The 24,077-nt window shown below is 39.5% G+C and carries 15 protein-coding genes; 9 read left to right on the top strand and 6 right to left on the bottom strand.

The features are described 5' to 3' along the window. Window positions 1-456: 456 nt before the first annotated feature. Window positions 457-2,301, top strand: coding sequence for a response regulator (locus U2718_RS22370; protein ID WP_342002381.1), 1,845 nt, complete (start codon window positions 457-459; stop codon window positions 2,299-2,301). On the opposite strand, the gene U2718_RS22365 is transcribed toward U2718_RS22370, so the two are convergent. Continuing rightward, a complete protein-coding gene (locus U2718_RS22365; protein WP_342002380.1) occupies window positions 2,284-2,448 on the bottom strand; it encodes a hypothetical protein in 165 nt (54 codons plus the stop codon). The genes U2718_RS22370 and U2718_RS22365 overlap by 18 nt on opposite strands. 245 nt (window positions 2,449-2,693) lie before the next feature. Between U2718_RS22365 and U2718_RS22360 the strand changes: the two genes are divergently transcribed. The 6 genes from U2718_RS22360 to U2718_RS22335 all read left to right on the top strand — a co-directional run bounded on the left by U2718_RS22360 (window position 2,694) and on the right by U2718_RS22335 (window position 15,142). Continuing rightward, complete coding sequence (locus tag U2718_RS22360) at window positions 2,694-6,314, top strand: caspase family protein (RefSeq protein ID WP_342002379.1); 3,621 nt, start codon at window positions 2,694-2,696, stop codon at window positions 6,312-6,314. A 394-nt stretch (window positions 6,315-6,708) separates the two neighbouring features. Then, on the top strand, window positions 6,709-7,854 hold the full coding sequence (locus tag U2718_RS22355) for a S8 family peptidase (RefSeq protein WP_342002378.1): 1,146 nt from the start codon (window positions 6,709-6,711) through the stop codon (window positions 7,852-7,854). Between the two features lie 100 nt (window positions 7,855-7,954). Then, complete coding sequence (locus U2718_RS22350) at window positions 7,955-8,173, top strand: ketohydroxyglutarate aldolase (protein ID WP_342002377.1); 219 nt, start codon at window positions 7,955-7,957, stop codon at window positions 8,171-8,173. 300 nt (window positions 8,174-8,473) lie between these two features. Next, the gene (locus U2718_RS22345) at window positions 8,474-13,576 is read left to right on the top strand and encodes a tetratricopeptide repeat protein (protein WP_342002376.1); all 5,103 of its coding nucleotides are present in this window, start codon (window positions 8,474-8,476) and stop codon (window positions 13,574-13,576) included. Window positions 13,577-13,914: 338 nt separating this feature from the next. Beyond that, complete coding sequence (locus tag U2718_RS22340; protein WP_342002375.1) at window positions 13,915-14,784, top strand: hypothetical protein; 870 nt, start codon at window positions 13,915-13,917, stop codon at window positions 14,782-14,784. Window positions 14,785-14,809: 25 nt separating this feature from the next. Further along, window positions 14,810-15,142, top strand: a complete 333-nt coding sequence (locus U2718_RS22335; RefSeq protein ID WP_342002374.1) for a hypothetical protein — start codon at window positions 14,810-14,812, stop codon at window positions 15,140-15,142. A gap of 201 nt (window positions 15,143-15,343) precedes the next feature. On the opposite strand, the gene U2718_RS22330 is transcribed toward U2718_RS22335, so the two are convergent. Further along, a complete protein-coding gene (locus U2718_RS22330; protein WP_342002373.1) occupies window positions 15,344-16,408 on the bottom strand; it encodes a DUF1822 family protein in 1,065 nt (354 codons plus the stop codon). Window positions 16,409-16,750: 342 nt separating this feature from the next. Here U2718_RS22330 and U2718_RS22325 point away from each other — a divergent pair, with 342 nt between their 5' ends. Then, window positions 16,751-17,668 (top strand): DUF3365 domain-containing protein, encoded by a 918-nt coding sequence (locus tag U2718_RS22325; RefSeq protein WP_342002372.1) that lies wholly within the window; start codon window positions 16,751-16,753, stop codon window positions 17,666-17,668. 218 nt (window positions 17,669-17,886) lie between these two features. Here U2718_RS22325 and U2718_RS22320 read toward each other — a convergent pair whose 3' ends face one another. Continuing rightward, the gene (locus U2718_RS22320; protein WP_342002371.1) at window positions 17,887-19,506 is read right to left on the bottom strand and encodes a CHAT domain-containing protein; all 1,620 of its coding nucleotides are present in this window, start codon (window positions 19,504-19,506) and stop codon (window positions 17,887-17,889) included. Further along, window positions 19,499-20,935 (bottom strand): hypothetical protein, encoded by a 1,437-nt coding sequence (locus U2718_RS22315; RefSeq protein WP_342002370.1) that lies wholly within the window; start codon window positions 20,933-20,935, stop codon window positions 19,499-19,501. The genes U2718_RS22320 and U2718_RS22315 overlap by 8 nt, the downstream gene beginning before the upstream one ends. Window positions 20,936-21,248: 313 nt before the next feature. Here U2718_RS22315 and U2718_RS22310 point away from each other — a divergent pair, with 313 nt between their 5' ends. After that, the gene (locus U2718_RS22310) at window positions 21,249-21,374 is read left to right on the top strand and encodes a hypothetical protein (RefSeq protein ID WP_342002369.1); all 126 of its coding nucleotides are present in this window, start codon (window positions 21,249-21,251) and stop codon (window positions 21,372-21,374) included. Between the two features lie 83 nt (window positions 21,375-21,457). Here the strand turns inward: U2718_RS22310 and U2718_RS22305 are convergent, their stop codons facing one another. Together U2718_RS22305 and U2718_RS22300 are read right to left on the bottom strand one after the other, a co-directional pair. Continuing rightward, window positions 21,458-22,846, bottom strand: a complete 1,389-nt coding sequence (locus U2718_RS22305; protein ID WP_342002368.1) for a vanadium-dependent haloperoxidase — start codon at window positions 22,844-22,846, stop codon at window positions 21,458-21,460. 149 nt (window positions 22,847-22,995) lie between these two features. Beyond that, window positions 22,996-24,045, bottom strand: coding sequence for a WD40 repeat domain-containing protein (locus tag U2718_RS22300; protein ID WP_342002367.1), 1,050 nt, complete (start codon window positions 24,043-24,045; stop codon window positions 22,996-22,998). Between the last annotated feature and the right edge of the window lie 32 nt (window positions 24,046-24,077).

The following is a 24,077-nucleotide window of genomic DNA, read 5'->3' as shown; positions in this document are numbered from 1 at the left end:
ATATTTCAGTCATTATGTATTGATTTTATAAATCAAACCAAACTTACAAACCAAGATACTTTCTCGGTATGTGCTTCATGCTGGCTAATGAGCATAACAATTACATTAAAATCGTAACTTGTTATGAATTATTTTATTTCTAGGTTAAACCTAAAAAGTGGAAAACTAGTGGAGGAATTATCAGTAAGCTTTAACTTGTAATAGTAAAAATATGTTTTGCCTTAGTCACGATTTTATCTCTGTTGCTAACACCTCTTCTTGGCTATCTAAGTTTACCTCAATAGCGATTAACTACACGCTGAGATTACTATTGCACCATTCAAGGATAGTTGATCAATGTGAACCCTTTGGCTAGGCATTGCCTTTGATAGATTTTTTCTAGCTCTAATCCAGGCAAAATAAATTTGTACAAACTAGCATTCGCTATTAGGTTACTTCTGCAAGTAAACATTTTTCATGAGAATTCTTTTGGTGGAGGATGATGATTCGCTTGCTCAAGCGGTGGCGGCTGTTCTGAGCAGGCAAAATTATGTAGTGGATATTGCTGCTGATGGTGAAGCTGGTTGGGAGTTGGTGACTGTTTGCAACTATGACTTAATTTTGTTAGATGTCATCTTACCCAAGTTAGATGGTATTAGCTTTTGTCGGCAACTACGACAAGAAGGCTATCAGATGCCAATTCTACTGCTAACGGCAAAAGATAGTAGAACTGATAAAGTTATGGGTTTAGATGCCGGGGCAGATGACTATGTTGTTAAACCCTTTGATTTTGGGGAGTTATCAGCTCGCATTCGCGCCTTAGGACGTCGGGGAAATTCTTCCTTACCTCCGGTTTTAGAATGGGGAAGCTTGCGCCTTGATCCCAGTAGTTGTGAGGTGACTTATGCAGGCAAAGTTTTGCATATAACAGCCAAAGAATATAGTATTTTGGAGCTTTTTTTACGCAATAACCAACGTACTTTTAGCCGCAGCGCGATTGTAGATCACCTTTGGGGTGCGGATACAGATCCACCAGCAGATGACACTATTAAATCTCACATTAAAAGTTTGCGGCAGAAACTCAAAGCAGCAGGCGCACCCTATAATTTTATAGAAACGGTTTATGGATTGGGCTATCGCCTCAAGTCTAATGCCAAAAAGCAAAAGTCTCAGGTAAGCAAAAAAGAGTCAACTCCAACGCAGCAAGAACTTTTTTCGGCAGCTGTTGCCGAAGCACGGAAAGATTTTCAAGCTAAAGTTGGTTCACGCATCGCCGTGCTAGAGCAAGCAAGTAATGCTCTTATAGAAGGTAAGCTGAACTTTGGGCTGCAACAAAACGCAGAGCAAGAAGCTCACAAGCTGGCGGGTTCGTTGGGAAGTTTTGGTTTTGTTCATGGATCGCTATTGGCTGAAAAAATAGAGAGTATACTTCACAGTCAAACGCCAATTAATCAAGTTCAGTCTCAATATTTTTGTGAACTCGTGAAGGAGTTACAACGGGAGCTAGAACAAACTCCGAATGAATTAACCTCTGATGAGCAAATCTTGAGCGAGCAATGGCATAAGGTGCTGTTGATAGTGAGCAGCGATCGCCAACTAGTTGAGCAGTTAGTCAAAGAAGCTGCGACACAGGGAATGCATATAGATATTGCTATTAATACTGCTGATGCTAGGAGTGTAATAGAATCCTCAAGTCCTGATGTGGTGCTACTCGACCTTGATTGTTCTGATGGGGTTAAAGATAGTTTGAAGTTGTTAACAGAATTGTCGAACCGAACACCGCCAATACCAGTACTAGTTTTCACTAACCGAAGTAATTTTGCTGACCGTTTAGAAGTAGCGCGAGCGGGTGGACATAGTTTTTTATACAAGTCTATGCCTGCGAAACAACTCTTAGAGCTAGTTACCCAAGCATTGCAACCAATAGGTGTTCCTGAAGCCAGAGTAATGGTTGTAGATGACGACCCACAGGTGCTAAGTGTAATACGGAATTTACTAGAAACATGGGGAATTAAGCTGACAACTCTTGAAGATCCGCGTCGCTTCTGGGAAATCCTGACAGAGTTTTCCCCTGATTTACTGGTGCTAGATGTAAAAATGCCTCATGTAAATGGAATTGAATTATGTCAAGTGGTACGTAATGACCCTTACTGGAGCAAACTGCCAGTACTGTTTCTTACTGCCCACGTCGCAGCAGATACTGTTGATCGGATATTTGCAGTTGGCGCAGATGATTGTATCAGCAAACCAATAGAGGGAGAAAAATTAATCACTCGTATCTTCAAACGTTTAGAGCGGATTCAACTAATTAAGAATAAATAAAAGTTTAAAAGTACCAACCAGACCAGCTACTACCCAAGCATTATTTAACTGCTGTTGAGACGTAAAACGCTTTCTTCTCAGAAGCCACAGTTCTGCACCCAAAGCATGTAATGGTTTATCTCCCGGTTCTTTATACAGATATAGCACTGCAAAATAGGTTGCTGGTGGAACAATAGCGATCGCATAAATTCATCTTTTTCAGACTACTGACGACAGTGGTGACATTTTCCCGTTTCTATATCCAAGCTACAACTCTACAAGGTTTCTGGAGAACGCATATTTAAATTCGGTCGATGTCTATTGCACACTGCACATTGTCGCAGACATCGACATACTGCATAAGTTCAATCGCGCAATTTCTATAACAATTTAACTATAGGAGATACATAGTTATGAATAGCAACATTTATGCATTACTAGTAGGTATCGACAACTATCCCGCACCTGTTAGTCCTCTCAAAGGTTGCATTAATGATGTCATAGCGATAGAAGAATATTTGCGAGCACGGGTGAAAACAGAAGGATGGAATTTACATTTAAAAATTCTTAAAGATGAGCAAGCAACGCGCCAAGCAATTATTGAGAGTTTTCGCTCTTCTTTGTGTCAGGCAGATAGCAACGATGTAGCATTATTTTATTACAGTGGTCATGGTTCGCGAGAGCCAGCACCACCAGAATTTTGGCATTTGGAACCAGATAGATTGAATGAAACCCTAGTTTGTTATGACAGTCGTCTTCCAGGAGGTTGGGATTTAGCAGATAAGGAATTAGCCAAGTTAATTTCAGAAGTTGCTCAAAAAAATCCCCACATTACCCTGATTTTTGATTGCTGTCATTCTGGTTCGGGAACTAGAGAACCACTCCAGGAAACCGCAGTCCGTGAATATACGATTGATGAGCGATCGCGTCCTTTAGATAGTTTTATTTTTTCACCCCAAGAGATTCAAAATTTAATATCATCAGCTCGACAAGCTTCTGGTTGGAACTTACCCAGAGGACAACATATTTTGTTTGCATCTTGTCAAAATTCGGAAACCGCCAAAGAATATTATGCAGATGGCGAACACCGGGGAGCATTTTGTTACTTTTTGACGCAAACTCTTAAGCAAACCCAGGGAAATCTAACTTATCGAGATTTATTTAAACGAACTAATGCTTTAGTAAGCAGTAAAATTAAACAACAATCTCCGCAATTAGAAGCAATCAATACAAGAGATTTAGACCAATTCTTTTTAGGTGGTGCAATTAGCGATCGCCATCCCTACTATACTGTTTCATATCACAAACAATATGGTTGGGTAATTGATGGTGGTGCGGTACATGGGGTACCTCGTCGGGATGGTTCCGAAACTATGCATTTGGCTCTTTTCTCGATTGAAACTCAAGGACAAGATTTGCGAAAACTAGCCAATAAAATCGGAGTAGCCCAAGTAACGGAAGTTTTACCGCAATTGAGTCAAGTCACAATTAGCAGTGTTACCAACTTAAATCAAGAACAAACTTTTAAAGCCGTCATTACCAGCTTGCCTTTACCGCCCAAAAGTGTACGCTTTGCAGGCGACACAGAAGGCGTGCAACTATTACAACAAGCATTACAAACCATTACAGATAATCATCAACCTTCGCTATACGTGCGAGAAGTTAACGATAGCGAAAAAGCAGAATTTAAGATATTGGCTTGTAACGGAGAATATATCATTACTCGACCTGCTGATGGTTTACCAATAGTTAATCAAATTCAAGACTATACCAAAGATAGCGCCATTAAAGTAATTCAACGACTCGAACATATTACCCGGTGGACAAATCTGAGCGAACTTTCCAGCCCTGCGAATAGTCGCATTCGCCCTGATGCGATTGTAATGGAAATTTATCAAGGCGATAAAGTCTTGTCTAATGGTGAAATCCACCTCAATTACTATCAAGATGATAGTGGTAAATGGAACAAACCTGCTTTTAAAGTTAAGCTCAAAAATACTAGCGATGAAACCCTCTATTGTGCGTTGCTGGATTTAACCGAACAATTTGCGATTAATGCGGGCTTTTTTGAAACTGGTTGTGTCAAACTTGAACCAAACCAACAAGCTTGGGCGCTAGGTAAAAAATCGATTCAGGCTAGCGTTCCCCAAGATTTATGGGAACAGGGAATCACTGAATGTCAAGATATCTTGAAACTTATTGTTTGCACCTCAGAATTTGACGCTACGCTTCTAGAACAGGATAAACTCGATTTACCGCGTCAAAAATATACTCACCGCACTTCGCAGACAAGTACTCTCAATCGTTTAATGAATTGCCTGCAAGAGCGTGATTTAATCCTTGATGATGAAGCACAAGAATACGATGATTGGGTGACTTCTCAAATCGTAATTAAAACTATTAGACCCCTAGAAACTACGCCCATACCCAACTCTGGAAATGGGGTGTCTCTCGGTGCAGGAGTATTATTAAAAGCTCATCCACACCTACAAGCTAACGCTCGCCTCACAAATATTTCCCCATCTACCAGAGATTTAGACAATCATCATTTACCACCATTGTTACGGGAAAACGAAACAATCAGTCAACCCTTTGTATTAACTAGCAGTCGGGCAATCGAACCGGGTTCAAACGCTTTAGAACTAAGGGATGTAAATGCTGAAACGATCCCAACAGTCACCCGCGAAAAACCCCTGAAATTAATTGTTGATACTCCCTTAGCACCGGGAGAAAAAGTTTTACCAATTGCTTATGATGGTGAATTTTATCTGCCCTTGGGAGTTGGATATTCTTGCAACGGTAAAACTGAAATTAGATTAGAACGTCTACCAGAACCGGAAAACCAAGGAGAACGCGATTTAAAAGGTGCTTTGCGGATTTTCTTCCAAAAAATAGCAAGTGAAAAACTAGGATTAGAATATTCCTATCCGCATCTAGCAGTAGCAAATGTAGCAGTAGATGAAAGTGTTAGTTATGAATTAGACACAGAACAAGTTAAACAACGAGTTAAGCAAGCACAGAAAATAGTCTTGTTTATTCACGGTATTACTGGTGAAACTGAAAGTTTACTACCCTGTATGCAAAGGGCAAAATTGGAAGTAGAAGGTCAAGAAAAATCACTAGCCCAAGCGTATGATTTGATTCTTTCCTTTGACTACGAAAATCTTCATACTTCCATCGAGGAAAACGCCAGACTATTAAAACAACGCCTCGAAGCGGTGGGTTTGGGTAAAAATCATGGTAAGCAACTGCAAATAGTCGCGCACTCGATGGGTGGTTTAATATCTCGTTGGTTTATCGAACGCGAAGGTGGGAACCAAATCGTCAATCATTTGATTATGTTAGGTACGCCAAACGGTGGTTCGCCTTGGGCTAGAGTAGAAGATTGGGCAATAATGTTAATAACACTTGGGTTAAATAGCTTATCTACAGCCGCTTTACCCGTGAAGATATTGGGTAGTTTGATTGCTGCTGTTGAAACTATTGACATTTCACTAGATCAAATGCGAATAGGGTCAGATTTTCTTAAATCCTTGGCTACGAGTCCAGACCCCGGTATTGCCTATTCTATAATTGCTGGCGATAACTCAATCCTATCTGCAACGATTGAAAAGGAGAAATTGCAGCGACTAATGCAAAAACTGCGAAATCAATCAATAGGTTTATTATTTTTTTCTCAACCTAATGATACAGCTGTAAGTGTCAAGAGTATCACAAGCGTGAATAGCGATCGCACACCCCAACCTCAAATTCATCAAGTTGGTTCCGATCACATCAGTTACTTCAGCGATCAAGAAGGATTAACCGCACTTGCTACGGCGTTGATGGGAACTCAAGACAAACCCATCCAGATTGTATCTGTGCCTCCTGGTACAGGTAGAGCAGACAATAATACTGGAAATAGTAGGGCATGGTTAATGAGTTTGATAATTGCATTCTTAGGATTTACATCAATAATGACAGGCTGGTTTATATCGCAGCAGTCGCTAAATGTAAAACCTTCTAATCAACAGCAAATTCAGCTTCGCAATTAATAAATTTTTCTTGTAGGGTAAGTGACGCAACAAAATTATATTATCTCAAATCAATAATCTATATAGCGTAATCACGCACCAACAATCAGCATAATTGAAAAAGAGTGAGAATTCCTACGCGGATCGTATGTTGGTTTCCATCTCTCAAAGAGAAGCGATCGCTATTTAATACTGACCTAAGCGCTTGCTACCACAGGTAAATCCGGAATTAATATTCCGATATTCACCTGTATTTTTTTGACTTTTGTAGAGTCTTTTATAAAGTGATTAACCCAACTGCATAAGTTAAAAATTCTGCAATTATCTAAAGTCAGAATGCAAAAAACATACTGCATTCTTAGACTAACAAGTGTTTTGAATTCTGATTTTAACTTGATTACAAGGAGAGTAGAAAATGTCTATTGCTGATAGACCTCGTTTTACAGGTAGAAGTTTAGTTTTGTTACGCCAAGGCGCAGTAGCACAAGACATACAAATGCTAAGAGAGCGTGTTGCTACTAGAAGTGTAGATAGTATCGTAAGTTTTGAAAATTTAGGTGTTGCTGTTGTTGATGCTGCACCAGAAGAGTTGAGCACAAGCACCAGAAGTCTTACCGATAGTCCAATTTTAGCGATTGAACCAGAAAGATTCTTTTATCCAATTGTCAATTTAAAAGATACTGCAACATCAACACAATTGGATGAATCTGAATATACCTGGGGATTACAGGCAACAGGTGTAGTTGATTCTGATGCTACTGGTGCAGGCATGAAGGTAGCAATTCTAGATACAGGTTTAGATCTAAAACACCCTGATTTTCAAGGACGGACAATTGTCAGCAAGTCCTTTGTTCCCGATGAAGATGTACAGGATGTACTCGGACATGGTACTCATTGTGCGGGTACAGCTTGCGGCGGATTAAAACCAAGCAAATCACCCCGCTATGGAGTTGCTCATGAAGCAGAAATTTATGTAGGAAAAGTGCTTGGAAATTTAGGCTTTGGTAATGGTGCTTGGATTCTTGCAGGTATGGAATGGGCACTTGCTAGCGGTTGTCATATTATTTCTATGTCCCTTGGCTCTGCTACTGAACCAGGCGAACCCTTCTCTGAGTTCTATGAAACTGTTGCCAAAAGAATACTCGGCAGAGGTACTCTAGTAATCGCCGCCGCTGGTAATGAAAGTGATCGCGCTCGTGGAATAATTAAACCCGTCGCAAGCCCAGCTAACTGTCCCTCCATCATGGCAGTTGCAGCTTTAGACTCTAAACTGCAAGTTGCTGATTTTTCTTGTGGTGGAACAGATGCAGAAGGCGGACAAGTTGATATTGCAGCTCCAGGGGTAGACGTTTATTCTAGCGTTCCCATGCCAAAGCAGTATGACCGTTATGCTGGAACAAGTATGGCGACACCACACGTCGCGGGTATTGCTGCACTGCACGCTCAAACTACCGGATTGAGAGGACGAGAACTGTGGAGCGTACTCACTCAAAATGCTCTACGTTTAAATTTACCCTCACGAGATGTCGGTATTGGACTAGCTCAAGCTCCCGTTCAGTAATACAATACAGCGGACACACCGGACACAGATAATAAATGTAGGGGTATGGCATGATACCGTACCCATACGCGCTTTTTAGATCAAACAGAGGAGATTCATCATGTCTAATGTGAATATTTCTGTTTCCGTAGATGATGAATATGCAGACAAAATTCTGGAAGTAGTTGCAGATTTACAAGCAGTTGGCATGAATGTAGAAAATATTATGCCAATACTTGGAGTAATTACTGGCTCAGTCGAATCGACACAAATGGATGCACTTTCTCAAGTTAAAGGTGTTAATGCTGTTGAAGTTTCCAGAACATTTCGAGCAATATAGCATTAACGTTTAAAGTAGATTTGGTATTCTTCGCTCAACCTAATGATACAGATGTAAGCGTCAAGAGTATCACAAGCGTCAATAGCGATCGCATTCCCCAACCTTAAATTCATCAAGTTGGTTCCGACACATCAGTTACTTCAGCGATCAAGAAGGATTAACCGCATTAGCGCTGCTTCTTCTAGTAAAGAACGTAGGGTGTGTAACGCAACGAAAATATATGATCCCAAATCAATAATCTATGGCGTCACGCACCAACAATAACTAGTACAAAAAATACATCAAAATCGGAGGTGTATTGTGAATATCACTGAAGATAAAATATTTAGCGAAACAGAAGCGATCGCTAAGAATGGATTTGAACGCAACCTGGCATTTATCATTGGCATCAATAACTACAGTAACGGCATTTCCCCCCTAAAAACCGCTGTTAACGATGCCAAAAAACTAGTAGAAATTCTCCGCAAACACCATAATTACCAAGTATGGGTATGTTTAGACGAAGTTGCAACCCTGGCTAACCTAAATCAACTTTTAGAAAAAACATTACCAGAACAAGTTATTGAAAATGACCGCTTGTTATTTTACTTTGCTGGTCATGGAGTCGCCCTCAACGGCGATGATGGGCCTGCTGGTTATTTAATTCCTCAAGATGCAAAAGGGGGCGATACTGATAGTTATCTGCCGATGACGAAGTTACACGATGCTTTAAGTAAATTACCTTGTCGTCATTTTTTGGGAATTCTCGATTGCTGTTTTGCTGGCGCTTTCCGGTGGTCGAGTACGAGGGATTTATTAACTACACCAGAAGTCATCCACAAAGAACGTTATGACCGTTTTATTACAGACCCAGCATGGCAAATAATTACTTCTTCAGCTTCCGATCAAAAAGCATTAGATAACTTTAATTTAGATACCCAACGCGGTCAAGTCGGTAATCATTCGCCTTTTGCAAGTGCGTTATTAGAAGCCCTCGAAGGTGCAGCAGATATCTATCCTCCCCCTCAACCAGGTAAATCTAGGGGAGATGGGGTGATTACTGCTACGGAACTATATTTATATTTACGGGATAGAGTCGAAATTCCTACAGAACAATACCGTCAGCGCCAAACGCCTGGTATTTGGAGTTTAAACAAACACGATAAAGGCGAGTATATCTTTCTTTCTCCCGGTCACGAACTAAATCTACCACCAGCACCACCTTTAGACGAGTCAAAAAATCCCTATCGTGGTTTACAAGCTTTTGAAGAGGAACACAGTCAACTATTTTTCGGCAGACAAGCTTTAATAGAACAATTGTATCAACAAGTTTGCAAACAACCATTAACAGTAGTGTTAGGTGCTTCGGGAACCGGAAAATCCAGTTTGGTGAAAGCGGGATTGATACCTTATATAAAAAGCAACAGGGGACAGCAATGGCATATTCTCGAACCGATACGTCCGGGAGAGTCACCATTAAAGGCTTTATACAATACTTTAAATCAGACATTATTTACAGATCATTTACTGCTTAATACAGAAGCTCATGTTGTTAATTGGTTACAGCAAAATCCTCAGTCAAAATTAATGCTAGTTATTGACCAGGCAGAAGAATTGTTTACTTTATGTTGCAACGAGCAAGAGCGGGAAGACTTTCTCAAGCTATTTGCTGTATTAGTAGCTAATAATTCAGACAACTTACGAGTTGTACTGACACTACGCAGTGATTTTGAACCTCAATTGTCCAACTCTGCCTTAGAACCATATTGGTATTCATCTCGGTTTATTGTTCCAGCAATGACGCGGGAGGAATTACGCGCTTGCATCGAGGAACCAGCCTCAGCGCGGGTAATGTATTTTGAGCCGCACAGTTTAGTAGAACAGTTAATTGATGAAGTAGCCCAGATGCCAGGGGCGTTACCGTTACTTTCTTTTACCTTAAGCGAATTGTATTTGAAGTACCTAAAGAGTTTTAGAGAAGGAGCAAGAAACGACCGGGCAATTACCCAAACAGATTACGAACAATTGGGAGGAGTAAGCCGCAGTCTCACTCAAAGAGCAGACCATGAATATGATGAATTAGTTAAAAAAAATACGGCGTATGCTCGTACTATCCGTAAAGTGATGCTGCGGATGGTGGCAGTGGGTAGCCCAGAATTGGCGCGTAGACGGGTGCCTTTATCCGAACTAGAGTATCCCGAACCCGAAAATACCCGCATCAAAGAGATAATTCGGCGTTTTACAGATGCGCGTCTGGTGGTGGAAGGGCAAGACGCTGAGGGTAAACCCTATGTGGAACCAGCCCATGATGCTTTAGTACGAGGTTGGCAAAAGCTGCTGCTGTGGAAACAAGATGAGGAAGAAAGTTTAATTTTACAACGGCGACTGACACCAGCTGCGGTGGAGTGGCAAAGTGTTAAAACCAAGGAACAAGCATCCGGTTTTACAGCCAAGATTGAACCTGCGATTGATTGGTTGGATCGCCAACTCTACACCGTTGAAAACTTACTTAGCAAAACTAGTACCGAGTTGATCCGACTGTGGAAGCGATCGCAATCTCATCAGCAAAAGTCTTCAAAAGAAAAACCCGCAGAATTTCTTTGGAATGCTAACCCTTATCTTGATGTCTTAAATGAGCAACTCAACTTTGAGCAAAATTGGTTCAACAAGTTAGAAGCTGAGTTTGTCGGGCGTAGCGTTTTGCAAAAACGTCGGAACGTAAGTTGGCGGTGGCGGTTTCTTATTACCGTAATTCTGGGTTTAAGCGGTTTGACTCTTGGGCTTTTATTTTTTCTGAGAATCTCACAGATAAGAGAAGCGAGTACATTCAGAGAATCGGCAGAAATAAACTTGGATGATAATCAATCTTTAGATGGAATGATTGAGATTTTGCAAGCAGGAAATACTCTTAAAAAACCACTTTTACAGATTTACCCACCCAGTCCTCTGCTACAGAAAGAAATCGAAGGAACCCTACAACGAGCAGTTTATACAGTCAGAGAACGCAACCGCTTGGAAGGTTACGATCGCCCCGTTAGAAGTGTGGTTTTTAGCCCAGATGGCGAGCAATTGGCTACCGGTGGAGATGACGGTACAGCCCGCTTGTGGAATTTGCAGGGTAAGGAATTGCAGAGATTTGAAAAACACGAAGGTTCGGTAAGAAGTATCAAATATAGCCCTAGTGGCCAGCTAGTTGCAACTGCTGGAGATGACGGATTTGTGCGTTTGTGGAATTTACGGGATGAGTCAGTTACAGAATGGAATGCACAACAAGGTAAATTGTGGGAGATTGAGTTTAGCCGTGATGGTAAGTTCGTGGTTAGCGCAGGAGATAACAATACTGCACGTTTGTGGAACTTGCAGGGTCAGTTATCAGTAGAATTAAAAGGGCATCAGAAGCCAGTCAAAAATCTTAGTTTTAGTCCGAATGGTCAGCTAATAGCAAGTGCGTCAGATGATGGAACTATACGCTTGTCGAACTTTCAGGGTCAGGAGTTAAAAAAAATTGCAGGTACTAAAGGCCCTGCAACCAGTCTGAGTTTTAGCCCAAATGGTAAACTACTTGCTAGTGCTGGAGAAGACGGCTTTGTGCGACTGTGGAACTTACAGGGTGAGTTCGTTCAAGAATGGAATGCACAACAAGACAAACTCTGGAGTATAGTATTCAGCTTAGATGGTAGGCGATTGGCTAGCGCAGGAGGAAACGGTACTGTTAAGGTTTGGAGTTTACAAGGTAAGGAATTGGAGACATTTGTCGGTCATAAAGGGCCAGTTAGAAGTGTGAGTTTTAGTCCAGATGGTCGGCAATTAGCGAGTAGCAGCGATGATACGATGGTTCGCATCTGGGATTTACAGGGTCGGGAATTAAAGAAGTTTGAACATAATAAGCATGCAAGCAGTGTTAATTTAAGTGCGATTAGTTTGAGTACGGATGGTAAGAAAATAGTTAGTGGCGGTGAAGACGGTATTATTCGTTTTTGGAACTTGCAAGGTAAACCTTTGGGCGAACCATTTAAAGCTCATTTAGGTGCTGTTAAGAGTGTGGCATTTAGTTCAGATGACAAGCAAATAGTTAGTGGTGGTGAGGACGGTACTATTCGTTTGTGGAACTTGCAAGGTAAACCCTTGGGCAAACCATTTAAAGCTCATTTAGGTGCTGTTAAGAGTGTGGCGTTTAGTTCAGATGACAAGCAAATAGTTAGTGGTGGTAATGATGGCACTGACGGTACTATTCGTTTGTGGAACTTGCAAGGTAAACCCTTGGGCAAACCATTTAAAGCTCATTTGGGCGATGTCAATAGTGTGGCGTTTAGTTCAGATGACAAGCAAATAGTTAGTGGTGGTGAAGACGGTACTATTCGTTTGTGGAATTTACAAGGTAAATGGGAAAGAATATTTCAAATATATGGCCCTCAAATCACCTCAGTAACTTTTAGCCCAGACACTCAAAGGATTATTAGCAGCGATGATAAAGGTCGCATACTATTGTGGAATTTGCAAGACCCTAAAGGGCAATTACCATTAGCAGCATGGCAAACTCAACAATCTGCTGTTAACAGTATTAGTTTAAGTTCTGATGGTAAATTACTGACGACTGTGGGGAGTGATGGTAGCGTTAAATTGTGGCCAATTCAATCATCTGACGAACTGATGCAACGGGCTTGCAATTGGATGCTCCCGTATCTAAATCAGAACCTAAATTTAGAGGAGAGCGATCGCCATCTGTGCGATGATGTACCAGCTTTAGTTACATCTCAAAACTCTCCTCCATCTTCGTCTACCCTTACTCCAGAAGATTTTTCTCCAGCCCTACAGGCGATCGCACAAGACTACTATACAAGAGGAAGCGAACAACCTGACAAAAAACTGATTGCGAAATATACCAAAATTATTGAAAATCCCGATTCTAATAATGCCGAACAAACAGCGGATGCTTATGTCAATAGAGGGGTTATTTACTTCCGGCAGAAACAATATGCTCTGGCTATTAAGGATTACACTCAGGTGATTGATAGGATCGCTCCTAAAAATGCTGCCGCTTACATTAACAGAGGTATTGCCTACTCTACTCAAAAAAAACACGAACAGGCGATCAAAGATTATGAACAGGCGATCGAGATAGATCGTAAAAATGCTGATGCTTACATTAACAGAGGCATTGCCTACTCCAGTATGGGCAATCACGAACGGGCAAGCGAAGATTATAAACAGGCGATCGCGATTGATTCTAACAATGCTGATGCCTACTATGCTATGGGTTTTACCCAAACTCTTATCAAAGGAAAGAAGCACGAAGCGATCGAGAATTATCAGAAAGCAGCAGACCTTTATCAAAAGCAAAAAAAGCTAAAGTATTTGGAGAATGCACGAAAAAAAATTGAGGAGTTAAGTGCATCTCAATCTCCTAGAACACCGATTCATTAATAAAACAGGTAATGGTTCAGATGTGTGGGTGAGCAGTTATTATTTGCGATACGTCTGCACACAAGTTGTATAACTCTTTTGGCGTTGCTGAATCGCAATATGAATCAGGATGTAGAGAGGCGATATATCGTCTCTCTACAAGGGTTTTGGCATTACGCAAAATTATTTTCATAGATGAAATCAGCAATGCCACTTTTATCTGCATAAGTTAATTTAAATTGCAACTATCACGTCATAGTAGCCATTATTACTGCATAAGTTAAATCTAATCACTCCTATATCCTAGTACAGCAAATATGCAGTAGAAATACAAACAATCAAATAAAGGATTAGAAATTATGCTCAATAAATTTAGCAAAACGTTTATCTTAGCTACTGTGGTTGCAACTTTATCAACGGGTTGTCGTTATAGCAAAGAATACCAGAAACTTACAGAAGCAGGTAATAAATATACAAGTGCTGTTGACAAATTATTAATTAAGGCTAGCGAACTACAAATCGATGCAAGTTCCGAGAAATTATTGCTAAATGACAGATCATCAAATCAAACCTTGAAAAATTATCAAGATTCTAACAGAATGGATCGGGAAATGCTAGCAACTATTTCTGATATCCGCGAGCATAATCAACTTTTACAAGACTATTTTACTAAATTAAAAGAACTTGCTCATTCCGATGCACCTGAACAAACAAAAATAGAAATAGATGGTATTACAAGTAATCTTCAAAAGATTGGCTCTAAGCTTCAGGCTAATAGTTCATCGCCGCGTCTATCTTTATTTGGAAATATAGGTAAACTTATTGTTCACTCTAAAATTGATGGCGTATTGAAAGAAGAACTTGAAAAACGCAATCCAACAATTCTTAAAGAACTAACAATTCAACAAGAAATACTTAAATCGCTTGGTGAATCAATGAAATACAGAATTGAATTAATTCAACAAGCGCGAGAGCAACGCCTTGTTATTCGTCCACTGATAGAAGAACAACCAATTGCAGATGAATTAGTACCACAATGGATTCAAGAACGAAAACAAATATTTTTAATAGACAAACACGTTAGAGAAATAGAACAAGCTAGCTATGCTTTAGAGGATTTTAAAGATATTTATAAAGCTTCTGTAGAAGGGAAAATTAACTCAGAACGTCTCAATAATTCCTTAAGAGACATTGATTCGTTTTTAGCATTATTAGAAAATAACCAATAATCAAAATAAAAGGAGAATCAGAACAATGTTAACTGATAAGAACTTATTACGTAAAATGAGAGAACAGGTATTAAAACTTTATTCAGCAGAAGTTCAACTTGCATTTGAGAAAGAACAAGATGAATCAAAGAAAAAAGCTTTTCTTAACCAGCGACAATATTATGATAATTATCTTCACGAATTAGAAAAGCATAATTTAGAAAGTCTATTGGCGAGAATGAAGCCTTTAGAGATAGAACTTAGTCGGGCTATTACATCTTTAGACAATGCGCTCAAAAGAGTGAATAATACAGTGAATATTATTAGTAATATTCAGATGATTTCTAGTATCATTGCTCGAATTATTACGATTGTTTAGTAAAATTACGCTATTTTGAGTGGGATATCTTTGGCAAATAAACATTGAAATACTTTATATAATCTCTTGATAGAGATGTAGTTAACTTACATCTCTAAATTTATACTAAATTTATATGGGATAACTGTAATTATACCAATTCTTAAAATTGGAGCTACACATATAGTTTGTAGTAAGCACAAAGAGTGCTTACTACAAATTTTACAATTCAAAATTTTCTTTAACACTTATATCTCCCAAACTTACTTGGATACTAAATCTTTTCCCATATTCGCCCTTAAAAGGTTTCAGTTGAATGTAATTATCTTGAACTCTAGCAGTAACTTCTTGGAGGTTTTTTCCAGCTTTAGATAGCAGAAATAATTTGATATTTTGCGGTAAAAATCTTTCTCCATTTATTGGATATAGCTGGGCTAAAACACTAATTTTATCTTGAGTACTAGCAGATATGTCAGGAGATATATTGACTAGCAGTACGACCTTTTTACTACCCAAATCTATCCCGAAATCAATAATCTTTGCTCTTTGAGCACCTTGCTCAATATTTCTGGTACTAAAAGCTAAACTTAATTCTGGGTTGGAAAGAGAATCTATTATTTGCCAACCTTCATCAATTACCCCTTGTAACCATTGACTTAATTTAATGGTAGTTAAGTGTAAACTTTTCGATAAATTTTCGCTGACTTGAGTAACTTGAGTATCCGCAACAGGTACAGAAAATTCGGATGCTTGTACATAACGGTGGTAGAGTAATAGATGGTTCGGTTCAATATCAAAAAAAGACAGTGGCAGTTGATAATAACCGTCACTTACGGGCAATTCTAAATTACTTTTCATCTCGACTAATTTCTTGTAAGGTAAAAAGCCTCTAATTACAACTTCTTCTTCTTCTTCTAATACCTCAAGTAGTACATAAAAATGGGCTGCTAATTGTGGTTGCTCAATTAACTCTTGCGGTATATTGACAATCTCATCGAGTAAATTTTCGGTGGCGAACGCGCAAAACTTGTACTCGCCAACTTTAAGATTACCAGCAGTTGCAATCGCACTGATATCAACAGAAACGACTTGCTCCGGTAAGCGATCGCGTAACCATACCTCAAAAGCAAGTAGTGCTAACGTATTAAGATAGACTTGCCAAGAATTACTGGCATTAGTCGTCTGTTGAGAACTGGTTTGGTTTGCTAATAAAAAATGTTCGGGTTCTAACCAAACAGTTTCTGGTAGCAAAAGTCTTAAATCCTGAGAAGAAGTTGAATTCGCCATACCTACCTTTTGTATGGAGGTAAATAAATGTAAGAAATTACTAGTAGTCTGCAACAAAGATTTTGACAGGCTATTAGGAGTTCGTAGTAAGCACCAAGCGTGCTTAAATGAGGTTTATAGACGCATAGCGGCTATCCTAACAGAAAGTCTCCACTTTTTAATATAGATGTGGAGTGATTCGGCATATGCACTCTCACGATACACAATCTCAAGCCCTTATAAATACGTAATGAGTGCGTTAGCCTTAATTCAGTAGGATGTCATCGAAATCGTTAAAATAATTGAGGCTGATATTTTTACCTAGCCAAATATGAATCATGAGCGGGAGTTTTAAACATTAACATGGTTAAATTAAATACTCGCTTTCAAAATATCAATATTAATACCAAATTTAATACTCTTTTAATTCTTGCTTTTCTAGTCGGTATCATCTTGAGCGGTGTAACGCTCTCTAATGTACTTTATCAAAGAGCGCAGCATGAGATTTCAATTCAGGCAGAACTACTCATGTACACGATGAATTCATTAAGATTTTATACTCAAGACCACGTGAATCCATTGTTAAGACCCAAGCTTGAAACTGCTTTAGAATTTATTCCCGAAGCAATTCCGACTTATTCGGTAAGAGAAGTTTCCCGCTATCTCAGTAAAAACGCTGTATATAAAGACTTTCATTACAAGGATGCGACTCTGAATCCAACCAATCCAATAGATCAAGCAGACGATTTTGAAACCAGATTAGTTGAGGAGTTTAAATCACAACCTCAACGCCAGGAAATCACTGGTTTTCGTTCAACTCCAAATGGGACAAAGTTTTACACTGCTCGTCCGTTTGTTATTCAAGAAAAGCAATGTCTTGAGTGTCATTCCAGCCCAGAGATTGCACCAAAAAGTTTGTTAGCTACTTACGGTGAACGGGGTTTTGGCTGGAAGTTGAACGATATTGTGGCGACTCAAATTGTCTATGTACCTTCTGAGGAAGTGTTTGACAACGCCAGAAGCGCTTTTTTCAAGGTTATGGGCGTAGTAATTGGTATCTTTATTGCAGTGGCATTACTGATTAATTTCTTGTTGAAAAAAGTTGTGATTGTGCGAATTAAAAAAATTGCCAACACCGCCAATGCTATCAGTACGGGTGATATGAGTAGCAACTTTCAAGAAGACTCTAAAGATGAAATCGGTTTATTAGCGATCGCCTTTGAACGGATGAGATCGAGTTTGTTGATTGCGATGGATTTACTTAATCAGGCGCAACGTTAATTTTATCAGTCCTCCGGACAAGGCAGAGGGCAGAAGGGAAAGGATAATGTTTTTAGAAAAGCATAATTAGCCTTGTCCTAACTGGGTTTAAGATCCCACTAAATATGCAGATTTAGCGGTCTTTAAATTAGATGGAGTCACAAGACGCGTAGACGTGGAGGGCTTCCATCGGTAGCGGCGTATCCGTTGGTACGGCTTCCACAGGTATCTACATCTAATTACCTTCTGCCTTCTTTAAGAATTATTTTGACACACTGTTGAAATTTCAAGCGTAGTTGAGGATCGGAAATTTTTGCAGCTAAAGTTTCAACAAATGTTGTAGGATTTTGATTGCCCAAACTTAAGGCTTGTTGAATCAAAATCGGAGCAATCGGCCCGATTACCTCAGCTAAAATTTGTTCGATTACGCAAATAAATTCTTCATCAACTATCTTATCTTGCTCATCAACCAAATCTTCAGAGTCTTCTAAGGTAAATTCTGATTGTTCTAAAAGTAACTTAACCTGTTGTTGGAATTCAACTTGTTGACTAAAAGATAAATGGGGCAATAATCGCTCCACCAAATCCTCAGAGTTTCCTACCTGTGTTAACTTTTGTTGCAATAAAATTGAGGCAATTGGCCCAATCAAATTCAGTAAAATCTTTTGTAGAGCGTATATCTGTTCGGAGGAAAGAATTAAACGAACCGATTCACCAATGTTTAACCAAGTTGGTGGTTCGACAGCAGGATTTTGACAAATTACAGGCAACCAAGAAGCACCAGGAAATTCAGTTTCTAGTGTTTTTAATTGTTCCCGTGCTTGTCGTACAGATACATATAACGATAAATGAGAAAGAGCAAAAGCACTCAAAAAATGCTTAAAAAATTCTTGCGCGACTCGATTGGGTATCTGTTCGCGCATGACAATTATCGTCGGAATATATAACTTTTCCAAGCTATTTGCCAATCCCAACCCATCGCAGGAATTAAAAATTGCTAACTTTAAACCATTGGCGATCGCAATTTTCAAGTCTGCTTGCAATTCTTCGATGGTCAAACTATTTTTCGTATCATTTTCATTAAGATAAATTCTTCCTGTTTGGCCTTCAGTTTGACTGTGACCGGCAAAAAATAGGATTTCCCAACCTTGAGGGTGAAGCAATTGCTTATTTAATTCTTGTTGCGAAGGATTAACTAAAAACTTTATTTGTGCATCATGCAAATTTTCCAGAAATCTTTGTTCTGCTGCTAAATCAATTCCATTTGTATCACCTAAAACTGCTAATATTCTTACCTTTTGAGTTGATCGTTGTTTCTGTACCTGACGGATATATTCAGGTTGAGAAAGCGCCAATTCAGCTTTCGGATAATCTTTCAGAAACTGCCAACAATGCCAAGGTAAGCGACGCAGTAAATCATCATTGGTTTCAAGCGTCACCTGAATTTCTGATTCTGGATCGAGTTGCGATCGCACTTGGCGATCGATACAGAAAAAGGTCGGCGTATTTAGCCATGTATTGAGATTTTTTTCTAAAAGCTGACAAACTTCATTAAAACTAACTTGTGAAATATTAGTAATCCCTTCGGTTGCTATTTCTAATTCGTCATCTTCATCGTCATCTATATATTTAGCGATCGGTTGCTTGCGGAATTCTTTCGCATCCACTAACCGACTGCAAAGATATTTATATATTGATTGCCAATGTCTGTACAGTTCCACCAAAACTGGAGCAGCAGGTAAGCTACCAACAAATTGCTGAGGTCGTGAATACCCACTCACCCATAATTGAACCGTAACTCTAGGAAAGCCACTGTTTAAATCACCACTCCCAATATTGATCAGAACTGCTTTATTCATTCTGTCTTGAAAATAGAAGATAAGAACGAAGTTGCTCGGCATATGCACTATTCATAGTCCGATTTTTTCCCGCTCTGATTTCTTCCGCAGCTTCTTGAAAAATTTCTCCATCAACATAGGATTCAATTTGTTCTGTTAGAGTTTTGAGATAATTTGCTGATGGTGGAATTTTAGTAAAACCTTTTTCTGCGGCTTTTTTTAAAATACTTTCTAACATTTGCTCTATCGTTTTAGCACGTACTTTTGATAAAAGTTCTCCTGGATTCAAAATTCTTCTTGCTTGATCCCAACTTGTCATCCCCAACTGGGGAGCAATTTCTTTTAAAGACATTGTCTGACGGTAATACATTTGCAATCCTTGAACATATTTGTCTACGAAAGGTGCATACTTATTACTTGTTTGTAATTTTTTAATATTAGCTTCTACTTCTTGCTTAATTGTTTCAGCTAAAGTTGAACAAAGATGCTTGTGTAAAAACTGTAAAAACTCTTGTTGTTCTACATCTACCTCATTAAGGGAATCAGCAGGTAAATCGCGTCTTAGTACATAGGTAGCGCTTTCAGCATTATACATATCTAAAGATTCTCTAGAACTCCAGATATCATATTTTCTTAGCTGTAGAGCAACTTGCTTAAGTTCTTTCATCAACTGTGCAGGAGTATTAATCGAAACATGGTGCTGCTGCAAATAAATTAACATTTCCTGCAATTGAGCATTAGTTGGATCTGGACATCTTTTGGCTCCCCTGCTTTGTTGTTGCTGTCTGTCTCGACGATAAACAGCATGAAAAGCTTCGACAACATAGCGTTCTTGGGCTAATAAAATTTCAAGTTGTTTCGTTCTAGCTCTATTTAACAGCGCCCAGTCACTTAGATGCTTAAAACCAAACTCAGATAAAAAATTCTTCAACTCCGAATTTTGTTTTGTTTGTAAACATGCCCAATTATCCAAGCTCATCCGAGATTGTAAATCAGCATTAAATGTTTGCAACACCGTGACAGAAAATAACTTATAATTTGATACTTTAATTTGACCATTGTCATCTACCATTAGTTGAGTTCTACCGTCTCGATCTAAAACAATTAGTTTTTGTCCATCATCATTGAGAACAAACGGTAATAAATCCCGATAAGTAAATTGCTTGGTTCCACCAAATAAAGAGTCTATTTTTTTACATTCTTTTAGTATTGACTCTGAAACATAACATCTGAGGCAAAGACCTGCTTTAGCGCGGCTAACTACATCCTGTTGAGATGTTTTTATGTAAAAACACGATAATAAAATATTTTGTGCGTTATTATCTTCTAAATCAAAGACTTGACTATTTGCAAACTCTTGAGCAATGGGAACTAGAATTTGTTTATACCCTAACTTTTCCGCAGCAGGATTAATTAGCCAAATTTTCCAATATCTTGATGAAGCATTCATAGTCACTGCACTATCCGTCTAAAGTCTCTTTGTATAGTTTTATCTAATAATTTTCTTAATTCCATACTTTTAAATATGTCTATAACATTATCCATTAGTAAGTATTGAAATTCAAAAAATAAGGTGAAAATTCAGAAATCTTGAACGATAATATAAGATTTTACATTTCGAGGATACTAAATATAAAAAGCCTAAAATTGTCGAAGTAGCATCAGATTACATTTAAGTATATCTAACTATTTTCCATTTTCAAATGTTAAATGTTTTTGAAAAATAAAGTTTTATTCTTTGTAAGAATTCAGGTAGTAGATTTTTGATAAAAAGGGCAAGAAGGGTAGAGTATCGCAATCGCGAACAAAGAAAACTAGATAGAGAAAGACTCAACCATCTGCTGAAGGAAGAACTAGTAGAAATGCTCGTCAAGCAGGCGATCGCATGACTTTGCGGCGCAACTTAGGTTATTACAAATGATTCTTGAGGGCGCGATCGCACCCTCATTGAACTACTTCTATTTAATTAAGGTCAGCCGCATTGCAAAACTCTATTGAAAGCAAATTCAGCAACTTTTGTCCCCGACTCAAAGCCGCCCTCGGCATCCAATTGGTAGTGGACACCAAGATAAATCCGACTTCTACCGTTCTCCCGTGCCGCTTCTGTAAAGCTTGTAAAAGTACGGGTGAGTTTAATCCCATTCTCATCACGCAAAGCGTTTGGATCTTCGGTCGTTGCGGTGAAGGAGATAGAATCCCGCCCAAAGAAAAGCCGCATCATCGCTGCGTGTGCTGCACCAAAGGTGGCATGACCAGAAATATACGCAGGAAAGGGTGGTGAGAAACGCGTGCCATCAACCATCGCTGAGAGAGGTTGCCAATTACGGTCTGGTACTGTGTCGGGGTTATTGTCAGTACCAGCTTCCCGAATGGCCGTTTCTGGACGCCACAGACGAATTAAATTGTTCTGGTCTATTTCATTAGGAAACAGATATTTCACATACCAAGCAATGATGCCAGCGTCAGCCATAGCTATGCCAACAAGTGCAAATAAACGTGCGGCTTCAAGCAGGCTTTGTACGGTTCCCTCTTGTTTAGCCACAATTTGAGTGATGACGTAGAGCTGTCCTGGTGGTTTAGAAGTACCGTTCAGGTCGTTAGCCCAGAAGAAAGCGATTTCTGTTTCCTCTCGTGTTCGTTCTGGGGAATGAGCTTCACCCAGTCGTTGTACTTCATTAACTTGACCTGCATAATCCCGACTTTGCAGCAATTCGTAGTAGTTACTAAACTTGTTGACGTTCAAGGCGTTCGGTAGAAAATCATTGACTTGTTCAGTTTGCCATCCACCAAATGGTCTAACTTTACCCCATTGGGGTGTCACTGCCCCTCCTGAACCTGTTTGGAGCCAATCACCTGAAGTAAAACCAAACTCTATAACAGGAGGGTTATTTGCATTTTGGGAGCCATCATTTTCGCGCTCTTGCAAAATTGCCTCTGCAACAGCCTCACCAAACTGTTGCGAGGGATTAGAAGCATCTTCTTTCCAGGTCATTTTGAAAGTCTTCATGCAATCATGTAAAAATGATTCAGGATCAAAGCTTGCATTGACTTGATAGGGCTCGAAAATACTGGGTACTCCGCCTGGACTGCTCACAGATTGATCGATAAGCGTGCTAATCGTTTGCAGCAAAACTTTGCGTGCGGCATAGGCTGCACTCATGGCAGGATCTGCGCCTTCGACTATATCTGGTAGGTTAGACAAATACGCCTTATAAGGGCTGCCGGAAAGAGCATTAATCGCATCAAACATTGCAATGTGCATCATCGCTCCAATGCGAGCAATGGGGCCGGGTGCGCCGCCGAATCTGCGTACAGCTTCCAGGTAAATGTTGTTCCAGGGAATGACAACGGTATCTTTCATTTTTCCTCTTGAGTAAATTTGTAGTTTGACTTTTAGTTTGGATTTTGGGATTGGTAAAACTGATGAAAGATTTCAACTGTGGTTTGTCATTTTGCATTCTCCTATTAACTTTTTGTCTCCCTAAAAGCGTGTTCTCTAGTGTTTGAGTTTTAGCTTGGGAAGGTTTTATAGATGGACACAGGCCAAATTTTGATGGTTTCGTCGCTACTACCACTAGCTAAAGTTTTTCCATCGGGGCTATAGGCAACCGACCAAACTGGTTTGCTGTGTCCTGCAATGCTGCTTAATGCTTTGCCTGTAGGCGGATACCAGAGCTTAATCGTTTTATATGCACTGCCACTGGCTAAGATTTGCCCATCAGGGCTAAAAGTTACAGACAAAACTTTGGCGGAATGTCCCACCAGTGTGTGCAGCAATCGGCAATCGTTAACCCGCCAAAGCTTGATAGTCTTGTCTGCACTGCCACTGGCTAGGATCTGTCCATTTGGACTAAAGGCAACAGATAATACTCCTTGAGAATGCCCGACTAAAGTGTGTGTCAGCACTGCACTTTCTTTTCTTTGTTGAGTGTCTAGTTGCCAAATTTTAATTGTGCCGTCACTACTACCACTGGCTAAGGTTCTATCATCGGGACTAAAGGCAACAGACTCTAAAGTGTCAGTATCTTGAAGTGACTGTAATTGTTTCCCTGTTTGGAGATTCCAAAGTTTGATCGTCTTGTCGGCACTGCCACTAGCAACTAGAAAACCTTTTGAAGCGATCGCAACAGACTTCACATCATCAACATGACCATTAAGGGTACGCAGCAATTCCCCAGTTTCTAGATTCCAAACTTTAATCCGGTTATCCCAACTACCACTGATCAGAGTATCGTTGTCACGGCTAATGGCGAGGGACTTAACTGCATCAGCATGACCTTTAAAGGTGTGGAGTAATTTGCCAGTATGCAGATTCCAAATCTTAATCGTGCCATCATAGCTACCACTAGCTAAAGTTTTACCATCCGGACTAATAGCGATCGCATAAATCCAGATCGAATGTCCTTTTAAGATATGAGCAGGTTGGAGATTAGGCAAAGATATAAAGGTAGAAGGGTGAGTTTTGAATCGTGAAAGCAAACCAGAAAAACTAAAGCTGCTCAGGACTGCTAGGGTAATTACTAAAGCTGCTGAAACCTTATTGAAGATTAGTTTTGACATTAACTATAGGCTCCAAATCATAACTAGCAACT

It is taken from the genome of Chlorogloeopsis sp. ULAP02 (assembly GCF_038404745.2).
GTDB lineage: Bacteria > Cyanobacteriota > Cyanobacteriia > Cyanobacteriales > Nostocaceae > Chlorogloeopsis.
The sequence above is the reverse complement of the archived record's forward strand: the minus strand, read 5'-3'. Positions and strand labels throughout refer to the sequence as shown.

What these genes read in the sequence shown, in the direction of transcription:
- U2718_RS22305 (WP_342002368.1), bottom strand. Translation starts at nt 22,846, where the DNA reads ATGAAAGATACCGTTGTCATTCCCTGGAACAACATTTACCTGGAAGCT.
- U2718_RS22315 (WP_342002370.1), bottom strand. Translation starts at nt 20,935, where the DNA reads ATGAATGCTTCATCAAGATATTGGAAAATTTGGCTAATTAATCCTGCT.
- U2718_RS22370 (WP_342002381.1), top strand. Translation starts at nt 457, where the DNA reads ATGAGAATTCTTTTGGTGGAGGATGATGATTCGCTTGCTCAAGCGGTG.
- U2718_RS22300 (WP_342002367.1), bottom strand. Translation starts at nt 24,045, where the DNA reads ATGTCAAAACTAATCTTCAATAAGGTTTCAGCAGCTTTAGTAATTACC.
- U2718_RS22330 (WP_342002373.1), bottom strand. Translation starts at nt 16,408, where the DNA reads ATGGCGAATTCAACTTCTTCTCAGGATTTAAGACTTTTGCTACCAGAA.
- U2718_RS22350 (WP_342002377.1), top strand. Translation starts at nt 7,955, where the DNA reads ATGTCTAATGTGAATATTTCTGTTTCCGTAGATGATGAATATGCAGAC.
- U2718_RS22340 (WP_342002375.1), top strand. Translation starts at nt 13,915, where the DNA reads ATGCTCAATAAATTTAGCAAAACGTTTATCTTAGCTACTGTGGTTGCA.
- U2718_RS22320 (WP_342002371.1), bottom strand. Translation starts at nt 19,506, where the DNA reads ATGAATAAAGCAGTTCTGATCAATATTGGGAGTGGTGATTTAAACAGT.
- U2718_RS22360 (WP_342002379.1), top strand. Translation starts at nt 2,694, where the DNA reads ATGAATAGCAACATTTATGCATTACTAGTAGGTATCGACAACTATCCC.
- U2718_RS22325 (WP_342002372.1), top strand. Translation starts at nt 16,751, where the DNA reads ATGGTTAAATTAAATACTCGCTTTCAAAATATCAATATTAATACCAAA.
- U2718_RS22355 (WP_342002378.1), top strand. Translation starts at nt 6,709, where the DNA reads ATGTCTATTGCTGATAGACCTCGTTTTACAGGTAGAAGTTTAGTTTTG.
- U2718_RS22335 (WP_342002374.1), top strand. Translation starts at nt 14,810, where the DNA reads ATGTTAACTGATAAGAACTTATTACGTAAAATGAGAGAACAGGTATTA.